Source organism: Adlercreutzia sp. St.1H8 (genome assembly GCF_059728655.1).
Window position 1 is genome coordinate 2,450,395 of the sequence record NZ_AP039376.1, and the last position, 25,078, is coordinate 2,475,472.

At 69.0% G+C, this 25,078-nt stretch carries 16 protein-coding genes; all 16 read right to left on the reverse strand.

Annotated features, from left to right (window positions below; all coding sequences use genetic code 11):
• Nucleotides 1-110: 110 nt before the first annotated feature.
• Nucleotides 111-1,670, reverse strand: coding sequence for a molecular chaperone TorD family protein (locus AC6I0Y_RS09720; protein WP_160707859.1), 1,560 nt, complete (start codon nt 1,668-1,670; stop codon nt 111-113).
• Complete coding sequence (locus AC6I0Y_RS09725) at nt 1,657-4,134, reverse strand: molybdopterin-containing oxidoreductase family protein (RefSeq protein ID WP_497731395.1); 2,478 nt, start codon at nt 4,132-4,134, stop codon at nt 1,657-1,659. The genes AC6I0Y_RS09720 and AC6I0Y_RS09725 overlap by 14 nt, the downstream gene beginning before the upstream one ends.
• Nucleotides 4,135-4,401: 267 nt before the next feature.
• A complete protein-coding gene (gene glmM, locus AC6I0Y_RS09730; RefSeq protein WP_497731398.1) occupies nt 4,402-5,769 on the reverse strand; it encodes a phosphoglucosamine mutase in 1,368 nt (455 codons plus the stop codon).
• A gap of 1 nt (nt 5,770) precedes the next feature.
• The gene (gene hisE, locus AC6I0Y_RS09735; protein ID WP_160710090.1) at nt 5,771-6,247 is read right to left on the reverse strand and encodes a phosphoribosyl-ATP diphosphatase; all 477 of its coding nucleotides are present in this window, start codon (nt 6,245-6,247) and stop codon (nt 5,771-5,773) included.
• Between the two features lie 269 nt (nt 6,248-6,516).
• Nucleotides 6,517-10,923: a DNA-directed RNA polymerase subunit beta' gene (locus AC6I0Y_RS09740; RefSeq protein WP_497731401.1), complete on the reverse strand. Its 4,407-nt coding sequence runs from the start codon at nt 10,921-10,923 to the stop codon at nt 6,517-6,519.
• Nucleotide 10,924: 1 nt separating this feature from the next.
• Nucleotides 10,925-14,455, reverse strand: a complete 3,531-nt coding sequence (rpoB, locus tag AC6I0Y_RS09745) for a DNA-directed RNA polymerase subunit beta (protein WP_160710088.1) — start codon at nt 14,453-14,455, stop codon at nt 10,925-10,927.
• Between the two features lie 174 nt (nt 14,456-14,629).
• Nucleotides 14,630-15,511: a DUF4097 family beta strand repeat-containing protein gene (locus AC6I0Y_RS09750; RefSeq protein WP_497731404.1), complete on the reverse strand. Its 882-nt coding sequence runs from the start codon at nt 15,509-15,511 to the stop codon at nt 14,630-14,632.
• A gap of 11 nt (nt 15,512-15,522) precedes the next feature.
• Nucleotides 15,523-16,410: a helix-turn-helix transcriptional regulator gene (locus AC6I0Y_RS09755; protein ID WP_497731407.1), complete on the reverse strand. Its 888-nt coding sequence runs from the start codon at nt 16,408-16,410 to the stop codon at nt 15,523-15,525.
• A gap of 241 nt (nt 16,411-16,651) precedes the next feature.
• Nucleotides 16,652-17,188, reverse strand: a complete 537-nt coding sequence (locus tag AC6I0Y_RS09760; protein WP_497731410.1) for an NYN domain-containing protein — start codon at nt 17,186-17,188, stop codon at nt 16,652-16,654.
• Nucleotides 17,189-17,194: 6 nt separating this feature from the next.
• Complete coding sequence (gene rlmB / locus AC6I0Y_RS09765; RefSeq protein ID WP_497731413.1) at nt 17,195-17,965, reverse strand: 23S rRNA (guanosine(2251)-2'-O)-methyltransferase RlmB; 771 nt, start codon at nt 17,963-17,965, stop codon at nt 17,195-17,197.
• A 202-nt stretch (nt 17,966-18,167) separates the two neighbouring features.
• Nucleotides 18,168-19,217, reverse strand: coding sequence for a helix-turn-helix domain-containing protein (locus AC6I0Y_RS09770; protein ID WP_497731416.1), 1,050 nt, complete (start codon nt 19,215-19,217; stop codon nt 18,168-18,170).
• 197 nt (nt 19,218-19,414) lie between these two features.
• A complete protein-coding gene (locus AC6I0Y_RS09775; protein ID WP_497731419.1) occupies nt 19,415-19,813 on the reverse strand; it encodes a phasin family protein in 399 nt (132 codons plus the stop codon).
• Nucleotides 19,814-19,998: 185 nt separating this feature from the next.
• Nucleotides 19,999-20,691 carry an HAD family hydrolase gene (locus AC6I0Y_RS09780; protein ID WP_497731421.1) on the reverse strand — a complete coding sequence of 231 codons (693 nt, stop codon included), beginning with the start codon at nt 20,689-20,691 and terminating at the stop codon, nt 19,999-20,001.
• Between the two features lie 137 nt (nt 20,692-20,828).
• On the reverse strand, nt 20,829-22,583 hold the full coding sequence (locus AC6I0Y_RS09785; protein ID WP_497731424.1) for a proline--tRNA ligase: 1,755 nt from the start codon (nt 22,581-22,583) through the stop codon (nt 20,829-20,831).
• Nucleotides 22,580-23,647 (reverse strand): flavodoxin-dependent (E)-4-hydroxy-3-methylbut-2-enyl-diphosphate synthase, encoded by a 1,068-nt coding sequence (gene ispG, locus AC6I0Y_RS09790; RefSeq protein WP_497731427.1) that lies wholly within the window; start codon nt 23,645-23,647, stop codon nt 22,580-22,582. The genes AC6I0Y_RS09785 and ispG overlap by 4 nt, the downstream gene beginning before the upstream one ends.
• A gap of 108 nt (nt 23,648-23,755) precedes the next feature.
• Nucleotides 23,756-24,889 carry a site-2 protease family protein gene (locus AC6I0Y_RS09795; protein ID WP_497731430.1) on the reverse strand — a complete coding sequence of 378 codons (1,134 nt, stop codon included), beginning with the start codon at nt 24,887-24,889 and terminating at the stop codon, nt 23,756-23,758.
• Nucleotides 24,890-25,078 lie beyond the last annotated feature (189 nt).

The following is a 25,078-nucleotide window of genomic DNA, read 5'->3' on the forward strand; positions in this document are numbered from 1 at the left end:
CTCTGCCATCTCAGAAAATGCTCGCTGACTTGGTATAACATGACGTTATACCAGGTCAGCGGCTTGGCAGAGATTGTCAGTTTGGTACGGTAGCGCCGAGGCACGGCGACCTAGGCGGGAGCGGTGAGGTCGACCAGAAGCCGAGCGAGGGCCTGGTAGAAGGGGGACGCGCTCGCGCGCGCCCAGTCGGCAGCGAAGCGCGGGACCCACGAGCCCAGGTGGTCGCGCTCGAAGGCGGCGCGGCGCGCGGCGGCCTGGGCGGCCGTCGCCTCGTCACCGGCTGCCCAGGCGTCAGCCTCGCACCGGGCGAGGTACGACACGAAGGCAAGCTCGAAGGCGAGGTGATCCTCCGGCAGGCAGAGCGCCGGGTCGACCGCGAAGCCCGCGGCCGCGTAGGCGCGCACCACGTCGTCACGCACCGGCCGCATGAGCAGGCGGTCGCCGTCGGCGTAGGCCGACTCATAGGGGAACACCGGATGCGGCGACATCCCCAGGAGCACCGTGGCGAAGTCAACCGCCAGCTCCTCGGCCTCCCGGTCGAGATCAGCCCCCTGAAGCGAGCGCGCGTACGCTGCGAGCGGCTCCGGCGCGGCCGGGAGATTGTCGCGCAGCGCCGCCAGGAAGGCTGCCGGCACCTCGCGCATGACGAGCGCCGCCAGGAGCCCGTAGGCGTCCGCCAGCTCATCGGCGGAAACCCCGGGGGCCGTGCGCTCCGCAGGGCGCGCGGCCCCGTCCGCGCGCCCGCCACCCCACGCAGACCGAGCCGCCGCCCGAAGGCCCCCGGCTGCGTTGCAAAGCGGAGAGGAGGACGCGCTCCCCTCCCCCTCACCTGGCAGCAGGCCTTCCGCCCGGCGCGCGCCCTCGCGTCCCGCAGGTGCGTCCGCCGCTCCGCGTGGCGCGCACTCGCTTTCGCCGGGCGCAGCAGCAGACGCGCAGGACGGCCCGTCGGCCGCCGTGCCTTCAAGCCCTCCCGACTCGTCCGCGAGGCCGAAAAACGCGAGCGCCCCCGTCGGGCAGGTGGTCACGCAGTGCGGCGCGGCGCCGTCGGGCACGCCCGCCGCGAAACAGCCGTCGCACTTGTCCATGACGCCCGACGCCGTGAAGCGCGGCACAGCGTGGGGGCACGCCGCCGCGCAGCGCCCGCAGCCCGCGCAACGGGCCGCGTCCACCGTCACGCGCCCGTCGGCCCGCTGCCCCAGGGCGCCGAACGCGCAGGCTGCCACGCAGGGCGCGTCGGCGCAGTGCCGGCAGCCTTCCGACACGAACACGCGCTCCACCCGTGGAAACGTGCCGCGCACCTCCTCGCGCACCCAGCGTCGAGCCGGAGCGTCGGCGGCAAGGCCGCTCCACTGGCGACAGGCCACCTCGCACGCCCAGCACTTCACGCACCGCGTGCTGTCAAAGCCGATGGCGAAGCGCCGTGCGCCCGCGTCCTGCGCAGGGGCCGCGATTCCCGCCCCGCGCGCGCCTTCGGCAGCCCCTGCATCCCGCGCGCCTGCAGCCCCCGAATCCGCCGCATCCGGCGCGCCCGCGTCCCGCGCACCCGCCGCGCCAGGCGCGCCCTGCGCGGCCTCCGCCTCTGCGCTCCGCGCGCTTGCGCTCTTCGAGGCCTCCGCCCTCGGCTCCATCACGCCCCCCGCGCCCCTCTTCGCATCCCTACTCATCTCCATCCCCTTCCTCCCACGGGGCTATGCGCACGAGGGTCTGCTTGGCCATGGCGGAGTGGAACGGGTCGAAGCGGACCTCATCGGTGTCGTAGAGCACCGAGGAGTCGCTCTGCCAGGCGAAGCGGACGCGCTCAGCCGGGGCATCGGGCGTGGTGGCGCGCCACCAGCCGCGACGCGTCATGAGCACGCCCGGCGCGACGCCCTCGAAGTACTCCGCCACCAAGCGCACCCGCCCGTGAGGCGACTCGACGCGCACCCACGACCCGTCGGCGATGCCGTAGCGCGCCGCCGTAGCCGGGTTGATCTTCACCCACGGCGTCGGCTGCAGCTCGTGGAGCCAGGGCGTGTCGGTGTAGTAGCTGTGGACGCACAGGCGATAGGCGTGCACATCGGAGAGCACGAGCGGGTACTCGCGCGCCAGCTCCGGCGTCTCGGCCGGGCCCTCCGGCGGGCCGGTGAACTCCGGCAGCCATCCGAGCGTGCCCTCGTCGCGGTTGTCAGGACGACCACCCAGCCAGTCGTTAGCGCACTGCACCTTACCATGGGGAAGCTGGGCGAACAGGCGAGCGTAGTCGCGGCGCGGCGGCTCGGGCGGACGCGCGTCGGCCGGGCGCTCCACGAACACGCCGGCGGGCGCGGCACGCAGCTCCTCCAGCGTGAGGCCCGAATCAGCCAGCTGCTCACGCAGGCACGCATCCATGTCGCCGTCCCAGAAGTCGGCGCCCAGGCCGAGCGCGCCGGCCAGACCCAGGTACAAGTCCCAGTCCGACCGCGACTCGCCCATCGGGCGCGCAAGCGGCTGGGTCACCGCGACGAAAGTGCCCTCGCGGCCGTTCTTCACGCCGACCTGCTGCGAGCACTCGTAGTGGGTGCACGCCGGCAGCACGAAGTCGGCGAAGTCACAGGCGGGATGCCACCGCGTGTCGTGCACCACGTACAGGTCGAGCTTGCGCAGCGCCTCGGCCACGCGCGCCGGCTGGCGCGTGGCGCCGAAGGGGTTCGACGCCTGGCCGAGCACCGCCCGCAGGTGCCCCGGCTCGTCGCGGGCCACGCCCATGAGCGCGCGGAAGTACGCGGAGTTGGGGCCGGACTCCCAGGTGGCGGGCGTCTGGTACCACCGCGGCGTCTCGGGCGCCACCAGCTTGGACGCGCCGGCGCACCAGCCGTTGGCGCGATCCTCCTCCGAGAAGGGCAGCCGTTCGGCGAGCACGTCGATGGGCGCCACCTTCACCAGCGGCTTGCCCGGCGGCAGGGGCGCGCCTCCCCCGCCGGGAACGTCGAGGTTGCCGGTGATGGCCTCGATGAGGCAGATGGCCGCGCACGTCCAGTGGCCGTCGACCTGCTGGTCGCCGATGCCGTTGCCGTAGAGGATGCCCATGGGCCGCGTCGTGCCCATCATCCGCGCCACCCGGCGAATGTCGACGGCCGCGATGCCCGTGAGCGGCGCGGCCCACTCGGGCGGGAAGGCGCGCACATGGGCCGCCAGCTCGTCGAAGCCGTGGCACCACTCGTCCACGAAGGCGCGGTCGTAGAGCCCCTCCCCTATGATGACGTGCAGAAACGCCAGGGCGAGCGCGCCGTCGGAGCCCGGGCGCACCGGCAGCCACACGTCAGCCTTCGACGCGAGCGGGTCGAGGAGCGGTCGGATGTCGACCACCGTGGCGCCCGCCGCCAGCGCGTCGAGCCGCGCCGTCACCGCCCCCTGGTTGACCGCCGAGTTCTCAGGGTTGGCGCCCCACACCACCAGAAGCCGCGTCTTGTCCAGCTGCGCCGGTGGGCACACGGCAGCGCCGATGGTCACCGTCTTGCTCGCGCGGCGTTGGAGCGCGCAGATACCGCTGTGCAGGTAGTTGGGGCTGCCGAACACGTTGAGGAAGCGCCGCCCGACGGTACGCAGCACCGGGTAGGCCTGGGGCGAGAGCACGCCGTAGCACGCCGGCCCGTGCGCATCGCTCAGAGCCGTGAGCTGCGCGGCGATGGCGCTGAGCGCCTCGTCCCACGTACAGCGCACAAACCGGCCCTCCCCCTTCGCGCCCACGCGGCGCATCGGATAGAGGATGCGGTACGGGTCATAGAGGATCTGCGGCGCCGCGTTGCCCTTGGCGCAGAGCGTCCGCCCGCCGCGCCGCCCGTTGTTGAGCGCGTTCGGGTTGCCCTCAACATGCGTCCAGCGCCCGTTCTCCAACGTGCAGAGCGTCGAGCACGCCGTCTTGGCCGGCCCGCACATCTGGCACCAGGCGTGCCGCGTCTCGCGCACCGGGACGGCAGGGTCGACGGACACGGCAGGCGCATCCGCTCCCGTCGTCGGCGCGTCCGCAGGCACGAGCAGCCCCTCCGCCGACAGCCCGCAGGACGCGGCCAAGCGGCCCAGCGCCGCCAGCCGTGCCCGATCGCCCGCCAGGTCCCGCCATCCCGCCTGCGCCGAGTCCGCCTGTCCCGCCAGCGCGCTCCGCTCGTCCCTCGCCATAGGCCTCGCCCCTCTCGTCTCTCGGAGAGATTATACCCGCCGCCCGCAGAATACCCCTCATGCGGAAACCGGTGCCACGGCAAGGGCGGGCGGTCGCCGCAACCAGCGCGCCACGCCCCGCCGCCAGCGCCGCGCCCGCGCCGCATCCCGCCCGGCGCCCCATCGCAGACGCAAACGGGGCGCCCCCTCAGGGACGCCCCGTCAATCGCAGCGCGCAGGAAGCCCACGCCTGACAGCTTGCCGCTCCCCGCGAGCGCGCCAAAGGTGCTACCCCTCGCGCTCCACCACCTCGGCGAGCTTGCGAGCCTCGGCGGCGGCCTGCTCGGCGTCGAGCGCCTCCACCATCACGCGGATGACCGGCTCGGTGCCGCTCGGACGCAGAAGCACGCGGCCGTTGTCCCCCAGGGCCTCCTCGGCGGCGGCCACGGCGGCCACGATGGCCGGGTTCTGCGCAGCGGTGTGCTTGTCGCGCACGCGCACGTTGATGAGCTCCTGCGGGAAGCGCGTCATGACGGCCACGGCTTCGGCCACCGGCTTGCCGGTGCGCTTGACCGCCGCGAGGAACTGGCAGGCGGTCATGAGGCCGTCGCCCGTGGAGTTGTACTCCAGCAGGATCATGTGCCCCGACTGCTCGCCGCCAATGGCGTAGCCCTTCTCGCGCATCTCCTCCAGCACGTAGCGGTCGCCCACCTTCGTCTGCACCACGTCGATGCCGGCGTCGCGCATGGCGTGCACGAAGCCCAGGTTGCACATGACCGTGCTCACGGCGGTGTTGCCGGCCAGCACGCCGCGCTCCTTCATGTCGAGCGCGCACACGGCCTCCACCATGTCGCCGTCGATCTCCAGGCCGCCAGGCGCCATGAGCATCACGCGGTCGGCGTCGCCGTCGTGGGCGATGCCCACGTCCGCGCCGGTCTCCTCCATGAGTGCGGCCAGCGGGGCCAGGTGGGTGGATCCGCACGCCACGTTGATGTCGGTGCCGTCGTAGTCCTCGTTGATGGCGATGACCTCGGCGCCCAGGCGACGCAGGGCCTCGGCGCTCGTGAGCGCGCTGGCCCCATGGCCGGCGTCCAGCGCGATGGTCATGCCCGCGAAGTCGATGCCCTGGGCGCGGATGCTGTCCACGGCATGGTTGATGTAGATCTCGCAGGCCTCCTCCACGGGAATGGCCACGCCCAGCGCCGGGCCAGACGGCATGGCGGCCTCCTCGCCAGCAGCCACCGCGCGCTCCACCAGGCCCTCCAGGCCGCTGCCCGCGACGAACGCCTCGATCTCGTCCTCCACGGAGTCAGGCAGCTTGAAGCCCTCGGCGTCGAAGAACTTGATGCCGTTGTACTCCGGCGGGTTGTGCGAGGCCGAGATGACCACGCCGCCGCCGGCCCCCAGCTCGCGCACGAGCAGGGCCACGCCCGGCGTGGGGATGACCCCGGCCAGAAGGGCCGTGCCGCCGGCGCTCGTTATGCCGGCCACCAGGGCCGCCTCCAGCATGTCGCCGGACAGGCGGGTGTCCTTACCCACCACGATGGACTCCCCCAGGGTGGTCACGGCGGCCTGGCCCAGGTGATAGGCCATCTTGCAGGTCAGCTCCACGTTGGCGATGCCGCGCACGCCGTCGGTTCCGAACATTCTGGGCATCTTACTTCCCCCTTCGCACATACTCGTCGTATAGACGGACGGCGCCAGCAGGGCGCTCGTCCGCAGTCATGCGGTTGTTGAGCTCGGCGGCCAGCTCGTCCAGTCCGATGCCGAAGCGCTCAAGCACCACCAGAAGATGGTAGACCACGTCAGCCGCCTCGTAGCGCAGGTGGTCGACCGACTGGCTGGCCGCCTCGGCCAGGCGCTCGGCGGCGGTAGATCCGGGAGCCACCTCGGCGGACTCACCGGCGAAGTAGAGCGCAGAATCCGCGTCCTTGGCCGCCAGGGCCACCTCTCCGGCCTCCTCCATGACCTTCTTCAGCACCGCGTCCACGTCCCCGGTCAGCAGGCGGTGGGTGTAGCTCTCCTCACCCGCCTCGCGCCGGGCAGCGATGGTGGCCGCCAGGGCCTCGAGCGAGGCACCCGCCTGCGATGCCGGGGGCTGCTCGCCCTCGGGCACATAGGTCTTCTGGCCCATGCCCGTCTCCTTTCCTCCGTTTTTCGCCCCGAACTTGCAGATTCGGACGGTTTTGCACTCATGCGGGCACGGCTGCACGCCCTTGCGGCCAGGCGGCGCGACCAAACCCCCAGGTCACCGATGGCCATCCCAAAAGACAGTCCATCAGACGGCTCCACAAAGCCCGCAGCAGGGTGCAAAACCGTCCGAATCTGCATGATAGGGGGCTGATCGTGCACTGTCACGAAAAGGGGCGAGCCGAAGCCCGCCCCTTTGCCTTCGATCAGCGGCTACTCGTCGTCCTCGTCGTCAGCCGCGGCCTCGGTCTCCTCGCTGGTGATGCCGAAGCCGAAGGAGCCCACGGAGCCCAGCAGGGCGTCCAGCTCCTCGAGGTTACGCTGGTAGGAGCGGGGCGGCAGGGCCTCGCCCAGCATCTCCTCGTCGTCGGTGTTGAACGTCGGGGGCTCGTCACCGCCGATGAGGATGGTGTCGTCAGGCGAGAACACCATGTCGAGCAGCTGGCTCATGTCGTCGCTCGTAGCGGCCAGGTCGTCCTCGATGACGTGCATGAGGTCGCGGGCCTCCAGGCCCTCCTTGAGCTCCTCGATGGCCTTCACGCCGATGCCCTCGATGCGCAGCAGGTCCTCCTCGGTGTGTCCCACCAGGTCGGCCACCGTCTCGATGCCGGCCTCGGAGAACTTGTTCGCCCAGCGCTGAGACACGCCCAGATCATCGTAGATGTACAGGCGCGCATCCTCGTCGGACAGGTTATGACCGCGGTGGCCCAGCGAAAGGGCGCTGTAGTAGCCGCCGAAGCCGCCGCCCGCGTTGAAGTAGCCGTCGCCGTCCAGCGACCAGTCCTGAGGCTGGGGCAGCAGGTCCTCGATCTCGCGCAGGGCATCCGGCGCGAAGTCCGGCAGCGCGTCGCCCGCCACGCCGTCGATCGGGCGTCCCTTGTAGGTGAGCCGCACGTCGCGGTAGCGCTTGAGGCCCGTGCCCGCAGGGATGGGCTTGCCGATGATGACGTTCTCCTTCAGGCCGGCCAGGTGATCCGTCTTGCCCTCGATGGCGGCGTCGGTGAGCACCTTGGTGGTCTCCTGGAAGGAGGCGGCGGACAGCCACGAGTCCGTGGCCAGCGACGCCTTGGTGATGCCGAGCAGCAGCGGCTGGCCCACCGGCGGCTCCTTGCCCTCGGCGATGAGCTCGTTAGCCACCTTCTCGAACTCGAAGCGGTTGACCTGGCGACCCGGCAGGAAGTCGGAGTCGCCCGAGTCGAGCACGGCCACCTTGCGCAGCATCTGGCGCGCGATGACCTCGATGTGCTTGTCGTTGATGTCCACGCCCTGGGAGACGTACACGCCCTGGACCTGGCTCACAATGTAGCGCAGGGTGGAGTTGGGGTCGGTCAGGCGCAGCAGGTCGTGCGGGTTCACCGAGCCCTTGGTGAGCTGCTGGCCCACCTTCACCTGGCAGCCGTCCATCACGCCGGGGAGCAGCTGGGCGCGCGCCGACACGACGTACTCGCGGTAGTTGCCCTCCTGGTCGTGGATGGTGATGGTCTTGGAGGTCTTGTCGCCCGAGACCTGCATGGTGCCGGAGATCTCCGCGAGCACCGCCTGGCCCTTGGGCTTGCGGGCCTCGAAGAGCTCCTGGACGCGGGGCAGGCCGTGGGTGATGTCCTCGCCGGCCACGCCGCCGGTGTGGAAGGTACGCATCGTCAGCTGCGTGCCAGGCTCGCCGATGGACTGGGCCGCGATGATGCCGACGGCCGTGCCGATGTTGACCGGGCGGGCGGTGGCCAGATCCCAGCCGTAGCACTTCTGGCAGACGCCGTGCTCGGCATGGCAGGTCATGATGGTGCGAATGACGACCTCCTCGACGCCAGCCTGGCTCATGGCGCGCAGCTGATCCATGGAGGTGATGTACTCGTCGGCGGCCTGAACCAGCTCGCCGTCGGTGCCGCGCACGTCCTCGAGCAGGCAGCGGCCGATGAGGTTCTCATCCAGGTCGCCCTTCTCGTTGACGATGGGGTACGGGACGCCCTCGGTGGTGCCGCAGTCGATCTCGCGGATGATGACGTCCTGGGCCACGTCCACCAGACGGCGGGTCAGGTAGCCCGAGTCGGCGGTACGCAGCGCGGTGTCGGCCAGGCCCTTGCGGGCACCGTGGGTCGAGATGAAGTACTCGAGCACGGAGAGGCCCTCACGGAAGTTCGCCTTAATCGGGCGGTCGATGATCTCGCCCTTCGGGTCGGACATGAGGCCGCGCATGCCGGCCAGCTGGCGGATCTGCTTGATGTTACCGCGGGCGCCGGAGAACGCCATCATGTAGATGGGGTTGAACTTGTCGAAGTTGGCCGCCATGGCCTCGCCGACTTCCTCGTTCGCCTCGTTCCAGATGTCGACGACCTGCTTGTGGCGCTCGTCGTCGGACATGAGGCCGAACTCGTAGTCCTCGTCGATGGCCGCCACCTTGGCGTCGGCCGCCGCGAGGATCTCCGCCTTGTTCGGCGGCACCGTGGCGTCGTAGACCGACACCGTGACGCCGGCGCGCGTGGCGTAGTGGAAGCCCGCGTCCTTCAGGCCGTCCAGGATGGGCGGCACCTCGGAGAGCGCGTAGCGGTTGCACACGTCCTCCACCAGGCGGCTGATCTCCTTCTTGTTCATCTCGTAGTTGAGGAACGGGTAGTCAGCAGGCAGCACGTCGTTGAAGATGATGCGGCCCACGGTGGTCTCGATGCGCTCGCCGGCAGCGTGGTCCTCGAACTCGCCGAAGGCGGTGGCGATGCGGGTGTCCATGCGCAGGCGCACCCAGATCTTGGCCTGGAGGTCCAGGTCGGCGCGGGCGTCGTAGGCGTTCATGGCGTCGTCCATGTCGATGAACACGCGACCCTCGCCCGGGAACCCGTCGCGGGCGGCCGTCAGGTAGTACAGGCCGATGATCATGTCCTGGGTGGGCACGGTCAGCGGGCGGCCGTGAGCGGGCGACTTGATGTTGTTGGACGACAGCATGAGCACGCGGGCCTCGGCCTGGGCCTCAGCGCCCAGCGGCACATGCACGGCCATCTGGTCGCCGTCGAAGTCGGCGTTGAAGGCGGTGCAGACCAGCGGGTGCAGCTTGATGGCCTTGCCCTCGACGAGCACTGGCTCGAAGGCCTGGATGCCCAGACGATGCAGGGTTGGCGCGCGGTTCAGCAGCACGGGGTGCTCGGCGATGACCTCCTCCAGCACGTCCCAGACGTAGCTGGCGCCACGATCCACGGCGCGCTTGGCGGCCTTGATGTTGGCGGCGTACTCCAGCTCCACCAGGCGCTTCATGACGAAGGGGCGGAACAGCTCGAGCGCCATCTGGCTCGGCAGGCCGCACTGGTGCAGCTTGAGCTGCGGGCCCACGACGATAACCGAGCGGCCGGAGTAGTCGACGCGCTTGCCCAGCAGGTTCTGGCGGAAGCGGCCCTGCTTGCCCTTCAGCATGTCGCTGATCGACTTGAGCGGGCGGTTGCCCGGGCCCGTCACAGGGCGGCCGCGGCGGCCGTTGTCGAAGAGCGAGTCCACGGCCTCCTGCAGCATGCGCTTCTCGTTGTTGACGATGATCTCAGGCGCGCCCAGGTCGAGCAGGCGCTTGAGGCGGTTGTTGCGGTTGATGACGCGGCGGTACAGGTCGTTCAGGTCCGACGTGGCGAAGCGACCGCCGTCCAGCTGCACCATGGGGCGCAGGTCGGGCGGGATGACCGGGATCACGTCGAGGATCATGTCGGAGGGCTTGTTGTCGGACTTGAGGAACGCGTCCACCACCTTGAGGCGCTTGATGGCCTTGGCGCGCTTCTGGCCCTTGCCCGTGGCGATGGTCTCGCGCAGCTCCTCGCCCGTGGCCTCCAGGTCCATGGCATCCAGCAGGTCGCGCACGGACTCGGCGCCCATGCCGCCGGTGAAGTAGTCGCGGTAGTTGGCGCGCATCTCACGGTAGAGCGCCTCGTCGGGAACGAGCTGCTTCGGCTCGATCTTCATGAAGGCGTCGAAGGCGTCCTGGCGCAGGGCCTTGCGCTCGTTGAACTCCTCGTAGATGTCGGCGACCTCCTCGTCGACCTCCTCGGGGGTCATGCGCTCGTCCTCCTCGACCTCGTCCACGAAGTCGTCGTCCTCGGGGACGTAGTCGGTAGACAGGCGGCGGGTGGCCTCGATGAGGCGGTCGCGCTCGGCGTCCAGCTCGTCGAGGTCGGCGGCGAGCTCGTCACGCAGGTCGTCGGCGTCCTCCTCGCGAGCCTCCTTATCCACGCTCGTGATGATGGAGCTGGCGAAGTACAGGACCTTCTCGAGCTCCTTCGGCGGGATGTCAAGCAGGTAGCCCAGACGCGACGGGCTGCCCTTGAAGTACCAGATGTGGCTCACGGGCGCAGCCAGCTCGATGTGGCCCATGCGCTCGCGGCGCACCTTGGAGCGGGTCACCTCAACGCCGCAGCGCTCGCAGACGATGCCCTTGAAGCGCACGCGCTTGTACTTGCCGCAGGCGCACTCCCAGTCCTTGGTGGGACCGAAGATCTTCTCGCAGTACAGGCCGTCCTTCTCGGGCTTGAGGGTGCGGTAGTTGATGGTCTCGGGCTTCTTGACCTCACCGCGCGACCAGCTGCGCACGTCTTCGGCGCTGGCCAGGGAGATACGCAGGGCGTCAAAGTTGTTCACGTCGTATTCCGTGGGCATCCTAGGCCTCCTCTCCCTCGCCGATGAGTTCGTTGATATCAGTGTCAGTAGAGACGTCGCTCATCAGTTCTCCCAGTTCAGCAGCAATGTCATCGATGGCAGAGGCCGTCTCGTCCTCGGTCTTCTTCGCGTCAGCGGCCAGGGCCTCGTAGAGCGCCTGGTCCACGTCGAGCTCCTCCTCGCCGTTCTCGGAGGGCAGGTCGTGCCCCTCGAGCTCGATGTTGAGGCACAGCGACTTCATCTCCTTCACGAGCACCTTGAAGGACTCGGGCACCTCGGGCGCCGGGATGTTCTCGCCCTTGACGATGGCCTCATAGGACTTGACGCGGCCGGCCGTGTCGTCGGACTTGACGGTCAGGATCTCCTGCAGCACGTTGGAGGCGCCGTAGGCGTAGAGCGCCCACACCTCCATCTCGCCGAAGCGCTGGCCGCCGAACTGCGCCTTGCCGCCCAGCGGCTGCTGGGTGATGAGGCTGTAGGGGCCGGTCGAGCGCGCGTGGATCTTGTCGTCCACCATGTGGCCGAGCTTCAGGATGTAGGTCTGGCCCACGGTGATGGGCTCGCGGAACTTCTCGCCCGTGCGGCCGTCGTAGAGCCAGGTCTTGCCGGTACGGGACAGCTGCGGCACCAGCTCGTCGCGGGCCATGTCGCCGTACTTGGCGTGGTTGATGTTGATGAGGTTGCGGTTGGCGTGCTCGATGGCGTCCGAGATCTCCTTCTCGGTGGCGCCGTCGAAGACGGGCGTGGCCACGAACATCGGGCCCTCGACCACCTCGTCGGTCTCCTCGGCGTCCGACCAGCCCCACTTGGCGGCCCAGCCCAGGTGGTTCTCAAGCAGCTGGCCCACGTTCATACGGGAGGGAACGCCCAGCGGGTTCAGGATGACGTCGATGGGCGTGCCGTCAGCGAGGTAGGGCATGTCCTCCACGGGCAGCACGCGGGAGATGACGCCCTTGTTGCCGTGGCGGCCGGAGAGCTTGTCGCCCTGCTGCACCTTACGCTTCTGGGCCACGTAGATGCGCACGAGCTCGTTCACGCCGGGCGCCAGCTCGTCGCCGTTCTCGCGGGAGAAGCGGTGGATGCCGATGACGCGGCCGCCGGAGCCGTGGGGCACCTTGAGGGAGGTGTCGCGCACCTCGCGGGCCTTCTCGCCGAAGATGGCGCGCAGCAGGCGCTCCTCGGCGGTGAGCTCCGTCTCGCCCTTGGGGGTGACCTTGCCCACCAGCACGTCGCCCGGGAACACCTCGGCGCCCACGCGGATGATGCCGTCGGCGTCCAGGTCCGAGATCATGTCGTCGGAGATGTTGGGGATCTCGCGGGTGATCTCCTCGGGGCCGAGCTTAGTGTCGCGGGCGTCAACCTCGTACTCCGAGATGTGGATGGAGGTCAGCAGATCCTCGGACACCACGCGCTCGGACACGATGATGGCGTCCTCGTAGTTGTAGCCCTCCCAGGGCATGTAGGCCACCATGAGGTTCTGGCCCAGCGCCAGCTCGCCGCCGTCGCAAGACGGGCCGTCGGCCAGCACGTCGCCGGCCTGGACCTCGTCGCCCTTGCGGACGAGCGGGCGGTGGTTGATGCAGCCGGACTGGTTGGAGCGCTGGAACTTGGGGATGAGGTACTCGTCGTACTCGCCCTCGTCGTTCAGGATGATGATGGTCTGGCCGTCCACGTAGTCCACCACGCCGGGGCGCTGGGCCACGAGGATCTCGCCGGAGTCCACCGCGATGCGATGCTCGATGCCGGTGCCGACGAGCGGCGCCGTCGGGCGCAGCAGCGGCACGGCCTGGCGCTGCATGTTCGAGCCCATGAGGGCGCGGTTGGCGTCGTCGTGCTCGAGGAACGGGATGAGCGAGGTAGCCACCGAGGTCATCTGGCGCGGGGACACGTCCATGTAGTTGACGCGCTCCGGCTCCACCTCGTCGGGCTCGCCGAACTCGCCGGCGGCGTTCTTCGTGCGGCACAGGACGCGGGCGGCCTTGTGGAACACGCCGTCCTCGTCGGTGTAGCCGAACTCGCGGGTCTCAGGATCGAACAGGTCGTTGGCCTGCGCGATGATGTAGTTCTCCTCCTCGTCGGCGGTGAGGTAGTCCACCTCGTCGGTGACCTTGCCGTCCACCACGCGACGGTACGGCGTCTCGATGAAGCCGTAGGCGTTGATGCGACCGTAGGTGGCCAGCGAGCCGATGAGGCCGATGTTCGGGCCTTCAGGCGTCTCGATGGGGCACATGCGCCCGTAGTGGGAGGTGTGGACGTCGCGGACCTCGAAGCCGGCGCGCTCGCGGGACAGGCCGCCCGGGCCCAGGGCCGACAGGCGGCGCTTGTTGGTGATGCCGGCGGCGGGGTTGGTCTGGTCCATGAACTGCGAGAGCTGCGAGGAGCCGAAGAACTCCTTGGTGGCCGCCACGATGGGGCGGATGTTCACGAGCGACTGCGGCGTGATCTCGTCGGGCTCCTGCATGGACATGCGCTCGCGCATGACGCGCTCCATGCGGGACAGGCCGATGCGGAACTGGTTCTGGATCAGCTCGCCCACGGAGCGGATGCGGCGGTTGCCGAAGTGGTCGATGTCGTCGGTGGCGTAGCCCTCCTCGCCCTCGTGCAGGGCGATGATGTAGCGCATGGTAGCCACGATGTCGTCATCGGTGAGCGTGGAGGAGTCGTTCTCCTCCGGGTCGAAGCCGAGCTTCTTGTCGATCTTGTAGCGGCCGACCTTCGCCAGGTCATAGCGCTGCGGGTTGAAGAACAGGCCCTCGAGCAGGGTGCGGGCGCTGTCGATGGTCGGCGGCTCGCCGGGACGGAAGCGCTTGTACAGCTCGATGAGCGACTCCTCCTTGGTGGTGGCGGGGTCGCGGTCGAGGGTGCGCAGCACCATCTCGGAGTCGCCGAGGAGCTCGATGATCTCCTCGCGGGTCTCGGCCAGGCCGAGGGCGCGCACGAGCAGCGTGGCCGGCTGCTTGCGCTTGCGATCGATGCGCACGGAGAGCAGGTCGCGCTTGTCCGTCTCGAACTCGAGCCAGGCGCCGCGGGAGGGGATGACCTTCGCGGAGTAGATGGTCTTGTCGGAGGTCTTGTCACGCTCGGCGGCGAAGTAGACGCCGGGCGAGCGAACCAGCTGGGACACGACGACGCGCTCGGTGCCGTTGATGATGAAGGTGCCGCGCGGGGTCATGAGCGGGAAGTCGCCCATGAACACGTCCTGCTCCTTGATCTCGCCCGTCTCGCGGTTGATGAAGCGAATCTCCACGAAGAGGGGCGCCTGGTAGCTGACGTCCTTCTCCTTGCACTCGTCCACCGTGTACTTGGGCTCGCCGAACTCATGACGGCCGAACTCGACGGCCATGTCCTTCGTGTTGTTCTCGATAGGACAGATGTCGGCGAAAGCCTGCGCCAGGCCCTCTTCCTTGAACCAGTCGAAGCTTTCCGTCTGGATGGCGATAAGATTGGGGACGTCCATCACGTCCGGAATCTTCGCGAAGCTTCTGCGATCCCTATAAAGGCTGGTGGGAGCGGTGTTTTTTCCTTGAGCCACGAGGCTGTTCCTCCTTCACGCGCATCGCAAATCTGCAAAAAAGTTGCAATTTGCTAAGATATGACGCCCGCAAAACCAAGTCAAGGAAAATTTTAACCAGCTGTGGAAATTCTTTGGACTTTTACGCAAAAACCCCGCCCGAACTGGGCGGGGCTTCTCATTTGAAAACGGACGCTAGGCCTTGCCTATCACCATATGGCCGCTCGTCATGGTGACCCACACATGCATCGGGCCGCCGTCGCCACTTATAGAGAGGTTGCCGTCGGTGGTGCAGGGGAAGGCGCTCTCGAAGCTGCCGGAGACCTTGTCCACCTGGGCTGTGAAGCCGGTACCGTCGGGCACGAGCAGCCGCAGGTCCCCGCTGGCGAGGGACGCGGTCACGTCATGGGGCACCTCGCCGCCCAGGCGCGCCTCGACGTTGCCCGAGGCGATGTCGAACCCGGCGCGCTCGCTCACGGACACGCCCAGGACCATGGCGCCGCTGGCCAGCTCGACGTCCATCTCGCGGGCTGTCACGTCCGATGCCGTGGTGCGCCCGGACGCCTGCTCCAGCAGCAGCCGATCGCACCGGATGCCGGAGAGCGCGTAGTCGCCGGAGGCCGCGGACAGCGACACCAGGTCGAGCCGCTCGGCCAGGGACGCGGGCACCTGGATGACCAGTTCCTTGTGGCCGGCGGCGCAACCGAACATGAAGCCGCCCGTCACGCCGTAGTCCACCACGAGGGTACGGCCGTCCACGTAGGCGACGGTCTGGGGCTGGCGCCCCGGGCCCACGTAGGTCTCCGCGAGCGTCACGTCGGCGCCGTCGCCCACCACCTCGATGGTCACCGAGCCCGCCGCCCAGTCCACGTCCAGGCTGTCGATGTCCGCGGCCGTGAAGGTGCCGCCGCCAGGCGCCAGGGACTCGCCGGAGCCCCGCGCGCATGACCCGGCTCCCCCGAAGCCGCCCCAGAGGCGGCCTACCGACGCGCAGCCGCCCGTCAGCGCGCCCAGCACCGCCAGGCACAGCAGGATGATGAGGGCCACCTTGACCCACGTGGTCTTCGTCAGCCTCATGGCGACCCCCCCTATCGTCCCTGCGGCGGAACGGCGCCCGCCGGCGGCATCGACTGCTGGGTAGCGGCCTCCTGGGCCGCCCGGTAACGCTCCACGCGCCGGGCGTGGTAGAGCGGGTCGGCCTCGATCACGTTCACGATCCAGTACCAGAAGGGGATGGTGAGGTAGACCGCCCACGACAGGCCGAAGCCCACGGTGAACCCGCCCAGGAAGAACAGCACCACGCACAGGAGCGGATAGGGAAACGAACGCAGGGCGCTCTTGGGAAGCAGGGGCTCCAGGGACGGCGCGACAGGCGGCGCGGCGGGGGCCGGCGGGGCCTGGTAGCCGGCGAACCCGTAGGGCGGAGGCGGCGGGGGCGTCGCGCCGGCGGGCGGCACGGCGGGGGCGGGCTGCGCCGGGCCGGGGGCGGCTCCCGGCTGCGCGGACGATGCAGGATGGGGCGCGTCGACGATCGTCGCGGGCGGCACGGCGGCAGACGGCGCGGCCGGCTCCCCCGCTGATGCGTCCTCGGCCGGGACGGCAGCGATCCCAACGGTCGCGGTCGCCGCCGAGTTGGCCGCCTCCTGGGCGACGCTCGCCGCGCTCTCGGCGCGGAGCGCGGCATCCTGGGCCGCCTCCGCCGCCTGGGCGGCCTCGGCCTCGGCGGACTCGCGCCGATCCTGGCACTCGAAGCGCACGTCGTCGGCGATGTCCGCGTCCACGCGCAGGAGCTCGTCGATGGTCACGCCGTACAGGTCGGCCAGGGCCATCAGGTTGCCCATGTCCGGCGCCGACTCGGCGCGCTCCCACTTCGACACGGCCTGGCGCGAGAGCCCCAGCTCCGCCGCCAGGCCCTCTTGGCTGAACCCGCGCTCGCGGCGCAGCTCGGCCAGGCGCTGGGCGATCTCGACGTTCATGGCATGTCCCCTTCGCGTCTTTCGGTCGGTCATGATTCGCCTTTCAGCCTATGGTTCCGCCCGCGGTTGCACCAGCACCTAAGGTGGTCAATTCACCCATCTTTTCCCTGACAACCAACGGTTGCCCCGTCGATCACCTGGGGTTTTACCGATGACTCCCCATCGCGCACCGAAGGCGCGCCTAACGCCCCCCCTCGTCGGCGCCCTCCCCGGGCCGCGACCGGGCAGCCCATCTCGCGCCCTAGCGGCCGTCGCGCAGGGCCCGGAGCTTGGCCAGGGCCTCAGGCGATATGCGGTCGGCGAGCGTGCGCTTCTCGGCCACCTTCGGGGTCTCGTCCAGGCGGGCGCTCTGGTAGTACTCCCCCACCTCGTGGGAGAAGCCGTCAGCGCTCATGCGGTCCACGCCGCCGCCGAACACGGTGTCCTGGATAGTGGCGTCGGAGGTGACCACGAGCGTCTCGATCATGCGCTCGCGGGCGTCGTGGGCCAGCTTCTCGATCACCTTGTCGGCCGACTGCCCTGCCGGCGAGAACATGATCTGCACGCCGCCCACCGTCTCCACCGCGCCCTCGGAGAACGCGTTGCGGCCGCCGTCGAACACGATGATGGCACGCCAGTCGCGCCCGGCGTAGTTCACCACGTCGTTGATGAGCGTCTCGCGCGCCTTGTTGAAGGCGTCGTCGGTGTAGTCCGGGTCGTCGATGGGGCGGTAGCGACTGCCCGATCGCAGCACGTTGTAGCCGTCGACGATCAGCAGCTTCTTGCGGGGGCGCGCCATGGGAGCCTACCCGCGCAGTCCCTCGGCCGCCGTGCGGTTCTGACGCAGCCACTCGTACATGCAGGCGGTGGAGGCCTGGGCCACGTTGAGCGACGAGATGTCGCCTACCTGCGGCAACTTCACGCCGAAGTCGCAATGCTCGAGCACCAAGCGCGAGACGCCCTCGCCCTCATTGCCCATGACGAGCGCGATCTTGCCCTTGAGGTTGGCATCCCAGATGACGTCGGCGGCATGCTCGGTGGCAGCGGCCACCCAGAAGCCCTCCTCCTTCAGGCGGTCGAGCGTGCTGGCGATGTTGGCTACCTGGGCCACGGGGATGTGGGAGATGGCGCCGGCCGAGCTCTTGTAGGTGGCAGCCGTCACGCGGGCCGCGCGCTTGTTGGGGATGACGATGCCCGCAGCGCCCACGCTCTCGGCGGAGCGCGCGATGGCGCCCAGGTTGCCTGCGTCGGTCAGGTGGTCGAGCACCACCACGAGCGCGCGCCCGTCGTGCTTCGCGGCGCTGGCCGCAGCGGCCTCGATGATGGCCGAGCCGCTCACGTACTCGAAGGGCAGCGCCTCGGCGATGACGCCCTGATGGCTTCCGCGCTCGGATATCTCGTCGAGCTTCTTGCGCGAGATGGTCTTCACGGGGATGTCACGGTTCTTCGCCTTGCGCAGGATGTCGTTGATGAGGCTGTCGCGCTGCACGTTGTCGGCCATGAGGACGCACCTCATCGGAACCTGGGTGCGCAGCGCCTCAACCACGGGGCGCTTGCCTTCGATGTAATCGGCCATGGGGCTCGCTTTCGGTCGGTCGGTTGGTCGCCGGCTAGTGTAGCACGCGCCCGACGACGGCGCGCCATCTCCCCCGAAAGCCCGCGACCGCCAGGCAAGCGGCAGGGCCCGCGAACCGCGCGACACGCCCGGCGCGAGGCCGGCAAGCGCAGGCGCCCCTGCCGCCTTCCGGCGAGAGCGCGCGACGGCGTCGACGGGAGGCCTACTCCCCCGGCTGGCCCTCCACATCGATCACGGCATCGGACTGCTGCCGCGCGCGCCTCCGGCGGCGCCAGGCATGGGACAGGTAGACCGTCAGGCACTCCACGATGGGGATGGTCAGGAAGATGGCCCAAGCCGGATGCCACGCGCCCTCCACGAACGCCATCCAGAAGAACCAGGCCGTGACCCCCAGCGGGTAGAGCGCGCAGACTGCCGGGGCAAGGCGCCGCTCGGCGATGGCCACGCCCGTCACATAATAGACAGGCACGAGGAAGAACACGAACAGCGCCGGCCCCCAGGCGTCCCAGAAGACGCCCGCCAGCAGGTAGGCCAAGATGACCACGAGCCAGAAGGGGAAGCACATCCACTTCTGGCGGAAGCCCTGGGCCCGATGCCAGTCGAAGGGGTCGTCCCCGCGGACGAAGGCATGGCCGGCAGCGTCATGGCCGCCAAAGCGCACGCCGTCCCAGCCGACGTGGACTTCCTCGCCCGTGGCGCCCTCCACCACATGAACGCCCTCGCGCCACGACACGTGCACGTAGTCATCGCCGTCCTCCACGTGGATGCCGCCGGGGCCTACGCGCACCTTGTCGCCGCGACGATGCCCGCGCTGACGGGATCGGGACGCAGGGTCGTCGGCTTCCGCCGCGTCGTCATTCGCTGCCGCGCCCTCGGCATCGGCGGCCGCCGGATCGCAGCCCGACGCCGTCGCGGACGCGTCAGCGGCGACGCCCGCCGCAGGGCCGCCCGCGGACGCCGCGCCCGTCGCGCCGGCCGCAGCGCCTGCGCCGGCCGTGCCCGCGGCAGCGCGATCCTCCGCCTCGAATGCCACGTCGTCAGCGATGGAGTCATCCACATATAAAAGCTCGTCGAGCGATACGCCGTAGAGCCGCGCCAAGGCAATGAGATTGTCCGTGTCAGGGGACGACTCCGACCGCTCCCACTTCGATACGGCCTGGCGCGACACGCCCAGCTTCACGGCCAGGGCCTCCTGTGATAGCCCCGCCTGCTTCCGACGAGCCGCCAGGCGCTCGGCGATCTCCACGTTCATGATGGGCCTTTCTCCTCGATGCGTTCCATCTTAACGGAAGCCCACCCTACCCGTGGCGGCGGCAGGGCGCGACCAATTCCAGTTGGAATTTTGGGGAAACTATTGGTTGCGCTCATCTGACCTGGCACTTTGCATGAAAAGAGGGCGACCGCCCCGGCAGCCGCCCTCCGCTCATTCGTCTTGCGCGCGCTAAGCCCCTACTCAACCGCCGGGACGCCCGCCGCGGCGTCAGACTCGGAGACGACCTCGGCGGCCGCCGCCTCCACCTCCTGGGCCTGGGCATCCAAGGCCGCGTCCTTCTCGTCAGCCTGGGCGGCCATCTCGGCCACCTTGGCGGCGAAGGCGTCGCGCTCGTCCTTGCTCAGGGTGGCCAGGTGCGCGGCGATGAGGTCGTCGCGCACAGCGCTGGCCGTGGCCGTGGCCTTCTGAGTGGCCTGGTCGATCAAGTCGGCGTTGATCACCTTGCCCTGCTCCACGGTCAGCTCGCCCTTGGCGATGAGCTGGTCCACCAGCTCCTTGGACTTCTCCGCGCCCAGGGCCATAGCCCCGATGCCCGCCATGAACACGTCCTTGAATCCATCGGTGATGCTCGACATGATGAGCCTCCGTATCCTCGGGAACCGCGCCGCCCCGCGACGCCTCTGCAGCCCATCATGCGCGCACGCGCCGCCCGCCCCCAGCTCCAGATGACCGATGTTACGGCTTCGTTGAGTCCGCGGCTCCAGGATGCGACCGACGCAGCCACCCCACCCCAGGCGCGCCTGACGCAAGACGACAGGCCCTACCGCTCCCCAACCAGGCGAGTCACCAGCGCCGGCAGCTCGGCGATGGACCCCAAGGCGTAGTCCGGATGCTCGGCAGCCAGCACGTCTGCGGGGAACATCCCCCACGTAGCCGCCACCGTCGTCGTGCCAGCGCCGTTGCCAGCCTGCAGGTCGAAGGGGCTGTCGCCCACATACACGCAGCGGTCGGGCTTGAGGCCCAGCTCCGCGCAGCCCTGGAGCACCGGCGCGGGATCGGGCTTGTGGGCAGCGCACTCGTCGGGCCCCAGCACGAAGGCAAAACGCGACTCGATGCCCGTCAGCGCCAGCGCGCGCCGGGCCAGCCCGCTGCGCTTGGAGGTCACCACGCCCATCGGGCAGCCCATCGCCGCCAGCTGCGCCAGCGCGTTCGCCACGCCGGGGAACGCGGCCACGCGCTCGTCGTGAATGATGTCGTTATGCGCCCGGTAGGCGTCCACCAGCCGGTCGTGGATCTCCTGATCGTCCGTGAAATCCCACATCTGCGTGACCAGGGGCTGGCCCACCTTCTGCATGAGCACCTCATCCGGCAGTTCGCGCCCCAGCACTGTGCGCACCGTGTGCCGGAACGAGGCCAGGATGATGTCGTAGGTGTCGATGAGCGTGCCGTCCAGATCGAACAGCACGCTCAGGGAGCTACCCGTGGAGCGTACCGAACTGCCCATCTCTGCCATTTCAAAAACCGCCTTTTCATCTGCGGAAACGTCCTATAATGCCTGGTCAGAGCCGTGGCACTAATCGTCAGTTTGGTACGCCTCCTGCCAACAAAAAAGCGCGCCGCCCTAGGGAGCGGCGCGCGAGTGCGCCGGATTTACGCGAACAGCATGTCGAAGGTGCCCACGCCGGCCTTCGACTTCTTGGCGTTGCGCCGCGCGAAGGTCATCATCTCGGCGAAGGTGGCCAGCGGCACGCTCTTCTTCTCGCCCGTGCGGCGCAGCTTCACCTCGACGTTGCCCTCGGCCAGGCCGCGCTTGCCCAGCACCACCTGGAGCGGCCAGCCGATGAGATCCGCGTCGGCAAATTTCACGCCCGCGCGCTCGTCGCGATCGTCGATGACCACTTCCAGGCCCAGGCCAGCCAGCTCGCGCGCCACGCGCTCGGCGGCGGGCTGAACCTCGTCATCGCCCACGGTCAGCGGGATGACGCACACATGGGCCGGCGCCACCGAGAGCGGCCACATGATGCCGTGCTCGTCGTTGTGCTGCTCCACCACGGCGGCCAGGGTACGGCTCACGCCCACGCCATAGCAGCCCATGACGAACGGGCGCTCGGCGCCGTCCTCGTCGGCGAACGTGGCGCCCATGGCCACGGAGTACTTGTCGCCCAGCTGGAACACCTGCGACACCTCGATGCCGCGCGCGCCCTCCAGCGGCAGCCCGCAGTCCGGGCAGCTGTCGCCCGGCTTCACGATGCAGAGGTCAGCCCACGCGTCCACTGCGAAGTCCGCGCCGGGGCGAGCGCCCAGCAGGTGGAAGCCGTCCTCGTTGGCGCCGACCACCCACTGCGGGACGGCCTGCAGACTGACGTCGGCCACGACGCGCGTGCCCTCGGGCAGGCCCACCGGGCCCATCGAGCCCTTGTGCAGCCCGGCGGCCTCCATCTCCTCGTCGGTGAGCAGCTCGAAGCCCGGCACCGCACGGCTCGCCTTGATCTCGTTGAGCTCGTGATCGCCCGGCACGAACATGACGGTGAGCACGCCGTCCTCGCCCTTGCCGGAGAGCGCCTTCACCGTGGAGGACTCGGGGATGTCCAGGAACTGGGCCAGCTCCTCGATGGTATGCACGCCCGGGGTGCTGATCTTCTCAAGGGCCGCCACCTCATGGCAGGTGGGGCGCGCGAGGCAGGCGCCAGCCTCGGTGTTGGCCGCGTAGCCGCAACTGCAATACACGAGCTCGGCCTCGCCGGCCTCGGCAAGCGCCATGAACTCGGTGGTCACCTTTCCGCCGATCTGGCCGGAGTCGGCCTCTACTGGGCGATACTCCAGGCCGCAGCGCTCGCAGATGTTGCCGTAGGCCATGCTCATGTCGTCATAGGTCTTCTGCAGCGACGCCTGGTCGGCATGGAAGCTGTAGGCGTCCTTCATGATGAACTCGCGGCTGCGCAGCAACCCGAAGCGCGGGCGGATCTCGTCGCGGAACTTCACCTGGATCTGATAGAGCGAGCAGGGCAGCTGCTTGTAGGAGCGCAGCTCATTGCGGACGAGCGCGGTGATGAGCTCCTCATGGGTGGGCCCCAGGCAGAAGCCGTGGTCATGGCGATCCACCAGGCGCATGAGCTCGGGGCCGTAATCGTCCCAGCGGCCGCTCTCGTGCCACAGCTCAGCCGGCTGCAGCGCCGGCATCATGATCTCCTGCGAGCCGATGGCGTCCATCTCCTCGCGCACGATGCCCTCGATCTTGGAGAGCACGCGGTAGCCCAGCGGGAGGAAGGTGTACACGCCCGACGCCGTCTTGCGGATCATGCCCGCGCGCAGCAGCAGGCGATGGCTCGCGATCTCAGCATCCGCCGGGTCTTCCTTCAGCGTGGGAGCGTACAGCTGGCTCATGCGCAGCACGATATTCGTCATAGTTGCTCAATCTCCTCCATAAGTGCGTCGACTATCTCTGACTCGCTTACTTTCCGAACAATTTTACCATGGGAGAAAACCACGCCGGTCCCCGCCCCGCAAGCCACCCCGATATCAGCATCGGCGGCCTCGCCCGGGCCGTTCACCACACAACCCATGACGGCCACCTTCACGGGCGACTTCACGTTCGCCAGCCGCTGCTCCACCTCCGACGCCAGCCCGATGAGGTTCACCTGGCAGCGCCCGCACGTGGGGCAGCTGATGAGCTCGGGGCTGCGACGACGCAGGTCGAGCGCGCCGAGCAGCGTCCAGCAGGCACGCACCTCGGTCACCGGGTCGTCGGTGAGAGAGATGCGCAGCGTGTCGCCTATCCCCTGCTCAAGGAGGACGCCCAGGCCGCAGGCGCTCTTGATGATGCCCTGGAACGCCGTGCCCGCCTCGGTCACGCCGATGTGCAGGGGCACAGCGGGAATGCGCGCGGCGAGCAGCCGGTAGGTGTCGATGGTGGCCTGCACGTCGTGCGCCTTGGCCGACACCACGATGTCACAGAAGCCCCGCTCCTCGAAGTGGCGCACGTAGTCCGAGGCGCTGGCGGCGAGCTTCTCGGGCAGCGTCAGGTCGTCGCGCGCAGCCAGCGCGGCGTCGAGCGATCCGGCGTTCACGCCGATGCGGATGGGGATGCCGGCCTCGCGCGCGGCCTCGATGACCGCGTCGGTGGCCTCGAGCCCGCCGATGTTGCCGGGGTTGATGCGCAGCTTGGCAGCGCCACGACGCGCGGCCTCGATGGCTATCTGCGCATCGAAGTGGATGTCGGCCACCACCGGCAGCGCAGAGGCCGCGCACACGGCTGCGAACGCATCCAGGCAGTCGCGATGCGGGATGGCCATGCGCACCACCTCGCAGCCGGCCTCAGCCAGCGCGGCTATCTGCGCGAGGTTGGCCTCGACGTCCTTGGCCGGCGCGTTGAGCATCGACTGCACCACCACCGGCGCGCCGCCGCCCAGGGGCACGTCGCCCACCATCACCTGCCGCGTGCCCTGGTTGGGTCGCTCGCCCTGCTCCATATTCGCCCCTTTCTCGCCAAGCGCGTCGCGCTTGCTGATAGAGATGACGAAGCCGCGCCGCCCTCACAGGAGCAGCAGGCCCCGCCGGCTGCCGAACGTGCCGGCGGCCTACGCCCCCGCCGAGGGGCCGAACACGCCGGTGCCCGCGATGAGGTTCTGGATGTCCTGATTGAGCATGATGGCGAAAAATCCCAGGAACAGCGCCATGCCCGCCATGGACAGGTATCCCATGGCCTTAGGCGACACCACCTTGCGCGTGGCCTTCTGGAACACCTCCACCACAAACCGCCCGCCGTCGAGCGGTGGGATGGGGATGAGGTTCATGATGCCCAGCGAAACCGAGATCATCGCCATGAACTGCAGCGCCATGAACAGCCCCTGCTCGACAGCCTGCTTCGAGAGCACCGCGATGCCCACGATGGACGTGGAATCCGAGACCGTCTGCGCCGCGGTAGCCGGGTTGAACAGCCCCGCCACCGCCTGGATCACCATCCCGATGTAGCTGAAGCCCACCTCGATGGACTGCCACGGCGTCGCGTTGTAGTGGAACACCTCGCCGGTCTGAGTGTTCTGCACGTCAAACCCGATGACCGAGAACAGCACCACGAACGCCACGATGGCGAACAGCAGGTTCACCGCCACGCCCGCCACCAAGATGACCGAGCGCTTCCAGAAGGGGAGGCTGCGGTACTGCTGGCGGTACTCCGCGTCGAAGAGCGCCTGGGCGTCATCGACCGGGCGCGCCTCGCCCAACGCGTAGGCGGCCGGCGCCTCCTCTCCCGCCGCCAGCGCGGCACGCACCTGCCTCTTCGAGGGCGTCACCTCCCGCGCGCGGTACGTGTTGTAGGGATCGCGCTTCGTGGGACCGCTGCAGCTCCCCCACTCGGTCAGCTCCTCCAGGGCCTCGTAGGCCTCGTCATCAGTGATGCCGCAGTCGGCGGCGATGTCCTCCATCTCGGCCGTGCCGCGTCGGTACAGGGCCGCCAGCACCTCCTTCAGATGGGGCTGCATCTCGCCGGCCTCCATGCCGCACACGCGCGCATAGCCGCCCAGCGGAACGGCGGTCACGCCGAACTTGGTGTCGCCCTTGGTAAAGCCGATGTTAGGCCCGGGCAGGCCCAGCATGAACTCGGTGACGCGCACGCCAAAGGCACGTGCGGCCAGGTAGTGGCCGCCCTCGTGGATGAACACGAGGAATCCGATGACGATGACGGCACACAAGATGGTGAATAGAAGGTCCACTTCACGTCCTCTCGAGGCGCGGGGCAACCGCGCGGTAGGGAAACGATGCCGAAGGGCCGCCGTCCTCAGCAGGACGCGGCGGGGCGGGGCGACGACGCCCCGCTGCTTGCTCGTGGGCCATTATAGGAAAGTCCCCCGATACGGGCGGGTTTCCGACATAAAACCCATGAGGAGGGACGCACGGGGATG